This is a genomic window from bacterium (assembly GCA_040755795.1).
GTDB lineage: Bacteria > UBA9089 > CG2-30-40-21 > CG2-30-40-21 > SBAY01 > JBFLXS01.
Map to the genome: position 1 here is coordinate 1 of JBFLXS010000087.1, position 12,450 is coordinate 12,450.

Below are 12,450 nucleotides of genomic sequence, written 5' to 3' on the forward strand. Positions count from 1 at the left end.
TTTGCGTTCTTTGCGCCTTAGCGAGAAATTTAATCTTTATGCCTTTCTCCCACCAATAACTGACCGATTACCTCAGCCGAACGGTATTTAATTACCAGTTACCAGAATCAAATTCCGTGCGTTATTTCTTCAACACGGCACTAGATTAAGACACCACCGAAAAAACAGGGTGGAGGAAAGATTTTCTCTCTCCTCTCTCCTCTCTCCTTCCTATTTTCAGTAGACCGCTTACTCTTATTTAACAATGGGAATCCCATTGTTTCTCGTATTTTAATATACCCCTGGGCACATTGTCGGGCTAAATTGCGTATTCTGGCGATATAACCTGTGCGTTCGGTAACGCTAATTGCCCCGCGGGCATCTAAGATATTAAAGGTATGAGAGCATTTTAATACACAGTCATAAGCCGGGAAGATGAGGTCTTTTTTTATTAATCTTATTGCTTCTTTTTCGAACATCTGGAATAATTTAAAATACATCTTAACATTGGCGGCTTCAAAATTATATTTAGAAAACTCAACCTCGGTTTGGTGATGCACCTCACCATATTTAACCCCATTACCCCATTCAATATCAAATACAGAATTTTTCCCTTGCAGATACATTGTGATTCGTTCAAGACCGTAAGTAAGTTCAACTGAGATAGGTTCAAGTGGCAAACTGCCGACTTGCTGGAAGTAAGTGAACTGGGTTACCTCCATCCCATCAAGCCAAACCTCCCAGCCTAACCCGGCGGCACCGAGTGTTGGAGATTCCCAATCATCTTCAACAAATCGGATATCGTGTTCTAAGGGATTTATCCCAAGGGCAATGAGGCTATTCAGATAAGTTTGTTGAATATTTTCCGGTGAGGGTTTGATAATTACCTGAAATTGATAATAATGTTGAAGCCGGTTAGGATTTTCTCCATATCGACCATCAGTTGGTCTGCGAGATGGCTCAACATAAGCTACCTTCCATGGTTCAGGACCTAAAACCCGTAAAAATGTCGCCGGATTAAAAGTCCCTGCCCCAACTTCAATATCATAAGGTTGTGTAACTAAACAACCTTGCGATTTCCAAAAAGATTGTAAATTTAATATTATCTCTTGAAATGTCATTTCTTACATCCCCTGATAAAATAATTTTAATCCTTTTCCAATAGCCGGTAGCACCTGTTTCTTTCGCGAAAAAATACCTTTCAGGAATAATTCTTCATCTATTCCTTCAAAGGCTAATTCGATAATTTTAGGATTTCCAGCAAAGATTAAATTACTTCCTTCTTTTAAAATATCTGTAATTAACATCATCGCTAATTCTAATTTATGTTGTTCTTTAAGTATATTTAACTCTTTCAGAAACAAATCTTTCAACTTAAGTAAATTATAAGAATCAACCGTTTCAAATTGCCCGATACCAATATTTTTGTTCTCTATTTTATATTCTTTGTAATTAGCCAGAATTATTTCTTTAACAGACTTCTTTTCAATTATGGACGAATGGCGAAACATATCAAGTCCAAATTCATTTATATCCACATTTGCCGCTAAGGCAAGTTTTTTGGCAATAGTTATATCTTTTTGGGTAGTAGTTGTTGATTTAAAAATAAGTGTATCAGATAAAATCCCGGCAAGGAGTATGCCGGCTATTTTTTTAGAAGGACTAATAAAATGTTGTTCATATCTTGCCGCAATTAATGTGGCTGTAGAGCCCACAGGTTCACCCGTAAATAAGATAGGCATTCTACTTTGAATATCTCCAAGGCGGTGATGGTCAATAATCTCAATAATCTCTGCCTCCTCAATCCCTTCTGCAGATTGAAATATCTCATTATGGTCAACCAATATCACTTTTCTACCCATAGCCTGTAGCAGGTCTCTTGCGGTAATTATTCCTATTACCTTACCCAACTCATCCACCACAGGCATAGAGCGGGCAGGGGAATTAATTATCATCCCTTTTGCTTCATTAAGTCGTGTCTCTGGGGTTAAGGAAGGAATATTTGTATTCATCAGTGTTTCAACCCCGGCTGAAAGTTTTGTTAGTCTAACTGAGGTAATCGTGTCATAAGGAGAAATAATGAGTGTTGTGTTTGATTTTGTCGCCAGGTCAACTACTTCTGGAACAGGAGAAAATCCTCCCGTAATAATAAGGCATCGGACACCAACATTAAGAATAGCCATTTGGGCATCTTCACGATTGCCAATTAAAATAATATTATCGAATCCAAAATAACTTTTAATTCTATTAACGATTGAGTCCACCTTCATCGCCCCAATAATCAGATTACCATTTGGGAAAGCAATATCTTTTTCACCAACAATTAAAGTTCCATTTAAGCATCGAATGATATTTTGAACAGTCGTATTTACCAATCTATCTGTTTCAATATTTGTTTCTGCAATGAGGAGCGCGGCAATCTTTTTAATATCAATCGTGCCCTTAATCTCTGAATTTTTTACAATTGGCACCATTAAAAATCCTTTTTCTTTCATTATATCCAGGACATTTTTAATTGGTGAATCAATATTGACAAGGATAGGAGAGGGAGTCATTACATCTTCTACTCTTAGATAAAGGTCTTTAATGACCAGTGGCGGCTCAACTTCAAAATAATCAAGAACAAATCTGGTTTCATCATTTATTTCACCCACGCTGGCGGGTTTAACATTTTTGTCACCTAAAGTTTTCCTTAACTCAGCATAGGCAATAGCCGAAACAACAGAATCTGTGTCTGGATTTTTATGTCCGATAATTAAAATTAAATCTTGTTGTGGCACATTAAACTCCTTTTCAAAATTAGAATTCCCGCAGGAAGATTAATTCATTTATAATTGAAGCAAATTGTCGTGGTAAAAAGGCTAATAGAATCTTGACCACCCAATATAAGTGTGGAATAATTTGAGAGGAGTTAATTAACTTGTTGGCAAATGGTAACTTAGCTAAAATTATAACGATAATTACCGCGATTATTACTCCTCGAACAAAACCAAATGCTATCCCTCCAACCCTATCTAACCAGCTTAGCGATAATTTCTTTAATGTTTTTTGAAGAAAGACTCCAATAAGATTTATCAAGACACACACAATTAAAAATATAAGACCATAGGCAATTATATCTGCCCAAAAGGATGATTTGATAAATCGGATTAAAAACAGGGCTATTTTTGAATATAGTAGATTAGCCACTATAATCCCGGCTATTATCGAGAGCAGTGAGAATACTTCTTTTATCAGCCCTCTAAACAGACCAAAAACCATACTGATAATGATAATGACTAAAAAGAAAATATCTAATGGATTCATTTTCTCCTGAAAATAGGAAGTAGAAAGTAGAGAGTAGAAAGTAGAGAGTAGAAAGTAGAGAGTAGAAAGTAAAGAAAACACCACTACTCACGCTTATCTCCCTATCTCCCACTTTCTATCTCCTACCACTATTTTCATCCTCATTTGTGAACCAACGGTTCATGAGCGTTTCCCCTGAAAATAGCCTTTGGAGTGCGAAAGCTTGCTTTCGCTTTGGCTTGCTTTACCTTGCCAAAGCCACTTTTGGTTTACCTTCGAAAGCGGTAGCAAGCTACCGCACTCCAAAAATTTTCATCCTCGTTTGTGAGCCGCAGGCTCATGCCCGGTTTCTCCTGTTTTACACATTTTCCAATTCTAAAATTAGTGCTTCTTCATCACAGTTGGGGAAATGGATACACTTAATGCATTCTCCCCAGATTTTATGTGGCAAAGTAGCTTTATCAACTAACTTAAATCCAAATTTCTTGAAAAAATCGGGATTATAGGTTAAGACAAAGATTTTATTTACCTCAAGTTCTTTTGCAGAATCAACTGCGGAATCAAGTAATTTAGTGCCTATCCCTTGTTTCGTCATCTCTTTTTTTATAGCTAAAGACCTTATTTCAGCCAGGTCTTTCCAGACAATATGCAAGCCACAACAGCCAATTACCTGACCATCTCTTTCTGCAACAAAAAAATCTCTCATCCCTTCGTATAACTCACTCAAAGAACGAGGTAAGAGATGGCCTTCCTGGGCATAAGAGTTAATAAGTTGTTGAATTTCATCAATATCTCTAATTCTGGCTTTACGGATATAAATTTTTTCTTCCATATTTTGTTGGCCATTTTTGATTTAGCTTGTAAATAAAAACAAAAATTTCAGCGACTGCCTGATACAAATCTGGTGGAATCTGGGTATTCAATTCTAATTTCGTTAACACCTCAGCTAAATTCGCATCTTCATAAATAAGGACATTATGGTCTCTGGCGACTTGAATAATGCGTTCGGCTAATTTTCCTTTTCCTTTGGCGACTATTTTTGGTGCGTGCCCTTTATCGCCATCATATTCTAAAGCAACTGCTTTCCTTTTGTGAAGGGTGTCCATTTTATACCTCTTTTTACGGTAATACTTTAGCCATCTGAAATTTGTGTAAGTAAGGAGAAAGGGAGAAAAAGGAAAATTGGAGAAATATTCTTATTCATCTTTTTCTAATTCTATCCTTCTTACATCAATCTTAGAATCTGCAAAGTTCACTAAGTGAATATTGATACAAGCACCAATGATTTTATCAATCAATTCATCTTCTCTCCATTTCTCCATCTTCCCCTCTTCTCCTTTGTTACTCTTCACCTGGGTAAATAGTTACGACTATTCATATTAAATATCTCTACTGCATCCTTGACACTGGCATTTTCGTGAACAATAGCTCGCAGTGCTTTAATCATTGCCACTGGATGTTCATTTTGCCAGATATTTCTGCCCAGATTTACACCAATTGCACCTTTTTGTATGCCATCATAGACAAATTCAAATACTTCCTTATCCGTTTCTACTTTAGGTCCACCAGCCATAACCACTGGTACTGGACAACCTTGCACTACCTTTTCAAAATTTTCACACCAGTATGTTTTGACCACTTTAGCGCCTAATTCGGCACAAATACGGCAGGCTAAGGCTAAATAGCGGGCATCACGCTTTTCTAATTCTTTACCTACCGCAGTTACCGCCATTACTGGAATACCATATTCTTCACCCTCATCTACGAGTTTGCTTAGATTTAATAATGTTTGATGTTCATAAGCACTGCCAACAAAAACAGAAATGCCTACCGCAGAGACATTAAGTCGCACCGCATCTTTCATACTGGTAGTGATGCCTTCATTAGCCAGGTCTTCCCCAACCATACTTGTGCCTCCAGAGACACGGAGAATAATTGGTTTAGTGTTACTCGGGTCGATACAACTGCGTAATACCCCTCTTGTAACAAATAGTGCATCGTAATAGGGAAGAAGTGGTTTGATGGTCTCACCCGGTTTTTCAAGCTTTCGTGTTGGACCCTGAAAATACCCATGGTCTATTGGCATAAAAAAGCATCGACCATCTGCTTGAATTAGTTGTGATAAACGATTTTTCATTCCCCAATCCATTTTTGATAAACCTCCTTTCAATTTGGTAATTGGTAACTGGTGAATGGTAAGTAGTTACCATTCATATTCTATCAACAATTTCTTGTGAATTGGCTAATAATAGGTTAAAATCTTCTATCCCTGCTCCTCTGGCTACTCCTTGTGCAAAGGAAAGGTCAATTAAGTCTTCTATTTGGTGGGTATCGGAATTTAAGATTAATTTGGCACCGGCTAATTGTGCCATTTTTACTACATGTCCATTAGTAAGACAATGTCCTCTCCGTGTAGTAATCTCTAAAGCAATATTTCGAGTTTTAGCCAATTGAGTTTCTTCTTTGGTTAACAATCCCGGGTGTGCCAGAATATCTATATCGCTATGTAAAGCCGCCATATTAGTTCCTTTGGCTACCGGTTCAACAAGTGTCTCCCCATGAACAATAATTAGCCTTGCCCCCATATCCCTTGCCCTTGTGGCTAATTTACTAATTAATGCTGGTGGAATATGAGTCAACTCACACCCAGGAATAAGTTTTATCTTCATTACTTTATTTAACTCATCACAGACATAGAGGAGTCTTGGGATAACAAAATCTATGTTAGAATCATCTACATGGTCAGTAATGGCTAAAACATCTATTTCTTTTTCTTCGGCTCGACTGGCTAATTCTGAAGGTAACAGAACTCCATCAGATAAAAGAGAATGAGTATGTAAATCAATCATAGCAGGAGATATTATTACATAAAAATAGTTAAAAGTCAAGGAAAATTTCGCAGAGACAGAAATTTCCTTTTTTTGTGCATTTCGGGTCTTTCGTTGTTTATTAATCTTTTGTAACCGTTCAGCCACAGAGGCACAGAGTTCACAGAGAATTAGAGAAATTAGCCACAAATGGACACGAATTAACCTGTGACATTCGATAAATGTAGTGCGAACCTTTAGGTTCGCTTTCCTGCTTGCCAGAAGCGAGGCTAAAGTCTCACACTACAAATCTTTTTATTATTCGTGTTCATTCGTAGTTATATATTCTCTCTGTGTTCTCTGTGACTCTGTGGCTATATCCCTGAACGGTTACATTTTAATTTTGAAGATTACACTTGACAAAAAAACAAATTTGTTATAAAATACAAACATAAGCAGATGATATTATAAAATCTGTAGATTTGGCTGATGTCTTAAAACTTAAGGTGGATAATTGATAAACTTGCCCCAAATTGAACGCGTTTATCAACAGTTCCAAAGAGTGAAGACTTGATTTCTAATTTCAGCATTCTTTGAGTGCTTACCACGGAGGAAAATAAAATGAATGATGTCAATCTTTTAATCTGTGAGGATGATGAGGATATAGCTGAAATCCTTAGCAGATATTTTGTTTCTTGTGGCTTTAAAACTGAAATCGCAAAAGATGGAAAAGAGGCACTAAAAATACTGGAAAAGACGAATTTCAACATAGCCTTTATCGATATAATGATGCCACAGATGAATGGGATAGATTTCTTAAAGCAATTGAAAGAGGTAAGCCCCTATACAGAGGCAATAATCGTTACTGCGTATAGCTCTCTTGATACCGCCATCTCTGCTATGAGACTTGGTGCGGTTGATTATATCCAAAAGCCAGTGGAACTTGAAAAATTAGAGAAGGTAACAAAAAACATTCTTGAGAAACAAGAGGCGGTAAAAAGAGAAGATGCTCAATTAAATGAGACCATTAGAAAACTAAAGGAAATAAATGAAATAACGGCTAAAGAAAACGGAAAACTCCTCGAAGAGATTCATGCCCTTTCTAAATTCAAGAAGAATTGGATAAGAAAACTCTCTTTCGAGATAAGAACACCGGTAACGATTATTAAAGGGTATGCCCAATTACTGCAAGATATGGCAAAGGATGATGAGGCTAAAGAATATCTATCGGTGATAATTGCCCAATGTGAAAGGCTTGTTGGGGAAACATTGGAGGTAATGAAGGAAGATATTAGTTCTCTGTGACGCTTGAAATTGTGGATAAAATATCTTCTTTTCTCCTCACCCTGACCCTCTAATTGTGGTGTTGAGTAAGTTTTACACGGCGTATCATCAGATTTCATAACCTGCAAACGGATAATTGGTAACTGGTAATTGGTAATTGGTAACTGGTAATTGGTAACTGGTAACTGGTAATTGGTAACTGGTAATTGGTTAAATAATTTCGTCCTGAGTTCAGCCGGTAATCCCTCAGTTATCAGTGGTAAAAACTAAATAGAAATTTTCTCTCGCAAAGACACAAAATTCGCAAAGATTATAATTTATTCCTTTGCGTTCTTTGCGCCTTAGCGGGAAATTTAATCTTTATGCCTTTCTCCCACCAATAACTGACCGATTACCTCAGCCGAACGGTATTTAATTACCAATTACCAGTTACCAATCACCAGTTACCAGAATCAAATTCCGTGCGTTATTTGTTCAACACGACACTATGTGCTATATTTCTCTACTGCCGGGTTTGACTAATGGTAATTGTTGTTTGCATAATGGGCAGGTTTCTCTGGAATAAGTCTCGATATTTAGTTTAGCTAATGTTTTTAGTGGAATACCTAAATCTACTTTCCCTTGACTTCTATCAATTAACGCTCCTACACCAACAACTATGCCATTCAACTCTTTAACTAATTCCATTACCTCTTTTACCGAGCCGGCAGTAGTAATTACATCTTCGACGACTAACACTTTTTCTCCATAATTTATTTTAAATCCGCGTCGAAGTTGCATTTTATCTTCAACCCGTTCGGCAAAAAGTGCCTTTGTCCCTAATGCCCTGGCAACTTCATGAGCAACAATTATTCCCCCTAAGGCAGGTCCTATGACGACATCTACATCTTTTTTATTGAATTTTTTAGCTAATTCTTTACCTAAATATTCTGCCCGTTTAGGATGTTGGAGGACAAGTGCACATTGCAAGTATTGTGGGCTATGCAATCCTGATGAAAGCAAGAAATGCCCACGAAGAAGTCCGCCAGTTTTAAGTAATAGTGAAATTATATTCCCTTCTATCTCCATTTTATCTCCTTTTTTACCAATTATTTAACCTTTAATTTCGTGGAATCTTATAACCCGGAAGGTAACCGTTCACCGCAGAGACACAGAGACGCAGAGAAGAAGATTAAAATTTATTGTAACTATTTACCCAAATGAAGTGCAAGGTAATCGGTAATCAGGTAATCGGTAACAACCAATTGATATTTTCCCTTTACCGATAACCTGATGACCGATAACTGATTACCTGAATTTCACTTCAGATGGCTAAAATGTTACGTTATTTTATTTCTATGTCTTCTCTGTTCCTCTGCGTCTCTGCGGTGAATAGTTACCTTTTTCCATCAATGTAACAGGCTGGGTCCTCGGCTAAATAATCACCATAAATTATCTTTGCCCTAACCCTACACCCACCACATAAATCTTTATATGAACATTGACCGCATTTACCTTTTAATCTCGTCTTTATCTGTGAACACATATTTAGATTTTTTTGCCAGATTTGAGAAAATGGCGTCTTGCGGACATTTCCTGATGACAAATCCTGCCAGAATTGACAGGGATAAATTTCACCTTCCGGGGAGACATTAGCAATCTTTTGTCCGGCAGAACAGCCTCCTGCCATTTTAAGCAAGGTTTCTATCAACGCTTTTTTATGAGGTTCTTTTTCCTGGATGTAGAAATAAATTCCATCTGCTGGATTATCAACGGTGAGTATTTCCATATTTGAAATTGTGGTGGCTCTAAAAATCAAAAATTTAATCAGGTTTATCTTAGTGTTAAGGTCTAAATCATCTTGAATCATTTCTTTGCCTTTACCTGTATAAACTAAATGGTAGAGGCAGAATCTTGGGATAGATTCTTTTGCGGCTAAATCAAGCAATGCGGGTAGGTCTTCAAAATTATGTTTATTAACTGTAAATCTTATGCCGGTGTGTAATTTTGCCTCCTGGCAATTATGGATTCCTTCAAATGATAGTTGAAAACCATTTTTTATTCCTCGAAATTCATTATGGACATCCGCAAGTCCATCGATACTGATACCAACATATTCAAAACCAACATTTTTTATTGAAAGTGCTATACTGGAGGAAATTAATGTTCCATTAGATGAAATAACCGGTCGAATGCCCAAATTAGCGGCAAATTCACCCAGTTCAAAAATATCCTTTCGTAAAAGTGGCTCTCCACCACTAAAAAGAAGCACCGGCACATTAAGACTGGCTAAATCATAGATAAATCTCTTTGCCTCATCCGTTGTCAGTTCTGTCATTGACTTTTTATCATGGGCAGAAATATAACAATGCCGACAGGATAAATTACATTGTCGGGTCATATTCCAGACGACTATTGGCTTATCACCAATAACCATTTCTGAAATGATATTTTCCGAAACACGACTAAGTTTTGTCAGATTAATCACTTTATTTCCTATCAAAGAAGATATTTTTGCCCGCAGCACTTAATGGAATTCCATAAGCTATTTTTACCTCTTCGCCTAATAAATTTAATTTAACTGCGGCAAAACCAGCGGTATACATTATCCGATTATCAATGCGATTATCAGCGGCTATGGCGACGGCAGAACCAACGGCGATACCTAAATCTCCAGGGTTGAAAATACATATTCCATTTTTTCCAACACATTCTCCACAGTCTTTGAATCCGCATAAACCGCATAATTTTAAATTAACCGGGCTAATTTTAGTTCCAATCAAAACTAAAATATGGGCTTTTTCAACCGACTCTGCATCTCTGGCAAAGGTATCATTATTAAAATCCTTTGCAATTTGGCGCATAGTTTCCACTACATTTCGTTTTTCTTGCTTATCGACTAAACAACTAACAATGTTATCAACACCTCTTGCCTTTGGAGCAGTTCTTGCCGCCGTGCACATCAATGTAGCTGTAACCCTGATACCATAATTTTCTGCTTCTTGACTCTTGACAATTGGCATTTTTTCATCCCCTTTTTATTTAACTTTGGATTTTAGATTTTGGATTGCGGATTGGGAAAAACCCAAGACTCCTTACTCCATTTCCTCAACTCGAATAATCAAACTTTTCCCTTTAATTGTATTTAGTTTATCAATCCTTTTAATGGCGTTTTTCATATCCCCTTCTTTTGCCTCATGGGTAAGCATAATAACTGAAACAACATCGCCTCGTTCTTTTTGAATGACAGAGGCAATGCTAATTCGATACTCGCCCAAAATGCCTGATATAGCCGCTAATACCCCTGGTCTATCAAGTGCGGAAAATCTTATATAATATTTTGATTTCACCTCCTCCATAGCCTTTATTTCCAATTTATGGTTTGGAATTGAGTAAATATCCCCTTTATTATTTGAGCCGCGAATTATATTGATGAGGTCACTTATGATGGCAGATGAGGTTGGCAACTTACCAGCTCCCTGACCATAAAAGAGAAGGGGACCAGTCAAATCTCCTTCAATATAAATGGCGTTATATACCCCATTTACATCAGATAATAAATGTTTTTCAGGAATCATCGTGGGATGTGTTCGGACCTCTATTTTATCCTGGACTATCTTGGCAATGCCTAACAATTTGATAGCATAGCCTAATTCCCGGGCATAAAGAATATCTTTTTTAGTAATTCTGGTGATGCCTTCTGTGTAGATATTTTCATCACCTATCCACTGACCAAAAGCGAGTGAAGTCAGGATAGCTAATTTATGTGAGGTATCTTTTCCTTCTATATCTAAAGTAGGGTCTGTTTCAGCATACCCGGCATTTTTTGCCTCTTTTAGTGCCTGATTGAATTCCTTATCTTCTTGTGCCATTTTGTCCAGAATATAATTACAGGTACCATTGATAATTCCAAAAATCGATGTAATTTTATTAGCAATCAATCCCTGCCGAATAGATAAGATAAGTGGTATGCCGCCTCCCACAGATGCCTCAAAACCTATGCTGGCGCTATATTTATTTGAGGCTAAAAATATCTCCTCCCAATATTTAGCTAAAAGGGCTTTATTAGCCGTGACGACATTTTTCCCCTCTTGTAATGCTGTCAAAATAAAAGTCCTTGCTGGTTCATAGCCACCAATTAGCTCAATGACTATATCAATCTCCGGGTCTTTTAATATATCCTCAAGATTTGTGCTCAAAATAGAGGGATTAACCTCGACATCTCTTTTAGTGGTAATATCCTTATCTACAATTTTTTTTAAAATTAGTTTTAATCCTAATTGTTCTTCAAACAATTCTGCCTTTTCTTGAAGAATTTTAACAACACCACTTCCAACAGTTCCAAATCCTAATAGACCAATATGTATTTGTGTCTTTTTCATTTTCCTACCTTCTCAAATCTGAAATATTTCAACCTGTGAAATAGGTCGAATTTTTTTGTAAGCTGATTAAACAGATTACATTTTTTATTGTAAGCGGATTGAACGGATTGAGCGGAAAAAAATAAAAAAAATCCGCTCAATCTGCTAAATCCGCTTACTCACTTAATCTCCCTATCTCCTTTTCTTACACCAAGTAGTGTGGTATAATTTTGTTTTCCCATGTCGACCTATTTCACAGGTCGAAATATTTTAAGCCCAGTATACAATAATCTATTTTATAAGTCAAGTTAAATTTTAGTTTGCAGGAAGAATTACCTGACAATCGTTGATAGTTTATAGTTTATTATAGACCATAAACTATAAACGATAAACTCTTCAAGAAATGATGATAACTATATTTGGCTCTGCAAAGGATACCTTTAATAGTTCTTCTGGAGAGCCTTTGATAATTCTTTCATCCACCGCCCCGAGTCTTTCACAAACATAGATAATCAGTGAGCAATGAGCAGTAAGCAGTGAGCAGTTTAAAATTTCGGCTATCTTTGATGGTGTATTTTTTCTATCAGTCAGAACAGCTATCTTGTGGTGATGTTGAAGCAGGGATGGAAGGTCGCTTATGGTGTATGGTTTGCCTTTCTTCGGGTCAGGCTCACCATGTAGGCTGAGCAAAAGGGCATCATCCCATGTCTCTTTTATCCTTGAAAAGGCAATCTGGATGGCGGATAAATCCGGAA

13 protein-coding genes and 1 pseudogene are annotated in these 12,450 nt (G+C 36.9%); 1 reads left to right on the top strand and 13 read right to left on the bottom strand.

The genetic code is table 11. The features are described 5' to 3' along the window. Nucleotides 1–224: 224 nt before the first annotated feature. The 8 genes and pseudogenes from glyQ to AB1414_07750 all read right to left on the bottom strand — a co-directional run bounded on the left by glyQ (nucleotide 225) and on the right by AB1414_07750 (nucleotide 6,113). Nucleotides 225–1,100: pseudogene (glyQ, locus tag AB1414_07715) on the bottom strand (glycine--tRNA ligase subunit alpha). A gap of 3 nt (nucleotides 1,101–1,103) precedes the next feature. Further along, a complete protein-coding gene (locus tag AB1414_07720) occupies nucleotides 1,104–2,759 on the bottom strand; it encodes a putative manganese-dependent inorganic diphosphatase (protein MEW6607326.1) in 1,656 nt (551 codons plus the stop codon). 19 nt (nucleotides 2,760–2,778) lie between these two features. Next, nucleotides 2,779–3,285 (bottom strand): CvpA family protein, encoded by a 507-nt coding sequence (locus AB1414_07725; GenBank protein MEW6607327.1) that lies wholly within the window; start codon nucleotides 3,283–3,285, stop codon nucleotides 2,779–2,781. Between the two features lie 337 nt (nucleotides 3,286–3,622). Further along, nucleotides 3,623–4,096 (bottom strand): N-acetyltransferase, encoded by a 474-nt coding sequence (locus AB1414_07730; protein MEW6607328.1) that lies wholly within the window; start codon nucleotides 4,094–4,096, stop codon nucleotides 3,623–3,625. Next, nucleotides 4,071–4,370 carry an EscU/YscU/HrcU family type III secretion system export apparatus switch protein gene (locus AB1414_07735; protein ID MEW6607329.1) on the bottom strand — a complete coding sequence of 100 codons (300 nt, stop codon included), beginning with the start codon at nucleotides 4,368–4,370 and terminating at the stop codon, nucleotides 4,071–4,073. The genes AB1414_07730 and AB1414_07735 overlap by 26 nt, the downstream gene beginning before the upstream one ends. A 90-nt stretch (nucleotides 4,371–4,460) precedes the next feature. Beyond that, a complete protein-coding gene (locus AB1414_07740; protein ID MEW6607330.1) occupies nucleotides 4,461–4,586 on the bottom strand; it encodes a hypothetical protein in 126 nt (41 codons plus the stop codon). Nucleotides 4,587–4,612: 26 nt separating this feature from the next. Continuing rightward, on the bottom strand, nucleotides 4,613–5,413 hold the full coding sequence (lsrF, locus tag AB1414_07745) for a 3-hydroxy-5-phosphonooxypentane-2,4-dione thiolase (GenBank protein MEW6607331.1): 801 nt from the start codon (nucleotides 5,411–5,413) through the stop codon (nucleotides 4,613–4,615). A gap of 61 nt (nucleotides 5,414–5,474) precedes the next feature. Continuing rightward, on the bottom strand, nucleotides 5,475–6,113 hold the full coding sequence (locus tag AB1414_07750; GenBank protein MEW6607332.1) for a histidinol phosphate phosphatase domain-containing protein: 639 nt from the start codon (nucleotides 6,111–6,113) through the stop codon (nucleotides 5,475–5,477). A 579-nt stretch (nucleotides 6,114–6,692) separates the two neighbouring features. Between AB1414_07750 and AB1414_07755 the strand changes: the two genes are divergently transcribed. Beyond that, entirely contained in the window at nucleotides 6,693–7,376 is a 684-nt protein-coding gene (locus tag AB1414_07755) for a response regulator (GenBank protein ID MEW6607333.1), read from the top strand. Between the two features lie 471 nt (nucleotides 7,377–7,847). Here the strand turns inward: AB1414_07755 and pyrE are convergent, their stop codons facing one another. The 5 genes from pyrE to AB1414_07780 form a co-directional block, all read right to left on the bottom strand. Next, nucleotides 7,848–8,423 carry an orotate phosphoribosyltransferase gene (gene pyrE / locus AB1414_07760; protein MEW6607334.1) on the bottom strand — a complete coding sequence of 192 codons (576 nt, stop codon included), beginning with the start codon at nucleotides 8,421–8,423 and terminating at the stop codon, nucleotides 7,848–7,850. 307 nt (nucleotides 8,424–8,730) lie between these two features. Then, nucleotides 8,731–9,822, bottom strand: coding sequence for a radical SAM protein (locus tag AB1414_07765; protein ID MEW6607335.1), 1,092 nt, complete (start codon nucleotides 9,820–9,822; stop codon nucleotides 8,731–8,733). Between the two features lies 1 nt (nucleotide 9,823). Then, entirely contained in the window at nucleotides 9,824–10,357 is a 534-nt protein-coding gene (locus AB1414_07770; GenBank protein MEW6607336.1) for a DUF2148 domain-containing protein, read from the bottom strand. 72 nt (nucleotides 10,358–10,429) lie between these two features. Further along, complete coding sequence (locus AB1414_07775; GenBank protein MEW6607337.1) at nucleotides 10,430–11,716, bottom strand: homoserine dehydrogenase; 1,287 nt, start codon at nucleotides 11,714–11,716, stop codon at nucleotides 10,430–10,432. 375 nt (nucleotides 11,717–12,091) lie between these two features. After that, on the bottom strand, nucleotides 12,092–12,450 hold a 359-nt coding region (locus AB1414_07780), incomplete at its 5' end, for a cobalt-precorrin-7 (C(5))-methyltransferase (protein MEW6607338.1).

What these genes read in the sequence shown, in the direction of transcription:
- AB1414_07725 (MEW6607327.1), bottom strand. Translation starts at nt 3,285, where the DNA reads ATGAATCCATTAGATATTTTCTTTTTAGTCATTATCATTATCAGTATG.
- AB1414_07730 (MEW6607328.1), bottom strand. Translation starts at nt 4,096, where the DNA reads ATGGAAGAAAAAATTTATATCCGTAAAGCCAGAATTAGAGATATTGAT.
- AB1414_07735 (MEW6607329.1), bottom strand. Translation starts at nt 4,370, where the DNA reads ATGGACACCCTTCACAAAAGGAAAGCAGTTGCTTTAGAATATGATGGC.
- AB1414_07740 (MEW6607330.1), bottom strand. Translation starts at nt 4,586, where the DNA reads ATGGAGAAATGGAGAGAAGATGAATTGATTGATAAAATCATTGGTGCT.
- lsrF (MEW6607331.1), bottom strand. Translation starts at nt 5,413, where the DNA reads ATGGATTGGGGAATGAAAAATCGTTTATCACAACTAATTCAAGCAGAT.
- AB1414_07750 (MEW6607332.1), bottom strand. Translation starts at nt 6,113, where the DNA reads ATGATTGATTTACATACTCATTCTCTTTTATCTGATGGAGTTCTGTTA.
- AB1414_07755 (MEW6607333.1), top strand. Translation starts at nt 6,693, where the DNA reads ATGAATGATGTCAATCTTTTAATCTGTGAGGATGATGAGGATATAGCT.
- pyrE (MEW6607334.1), bottom strand. Translation starts at nt 8,423, where the DNA reads ATGGAGATAGAAGGGAATATAATTTCACTATTACTTAAAACTGGCGGA.
- AB1414_07770 (MEW6607336.1), bottom strand. Translation starts at nt 10,357, where the DNA reads ATGCCAATTGTCAAGAGTCAAGAAGCAGAAAATTATGGTATCAGGGTT.
- AB1414_07775 (MEW6607337.1), bottom strand. Translation starts at nt 11,716, where the DNA reads ATGAAAAAGACACAAATACATATTGGTCTATTAGGATTTGGAACTGTT.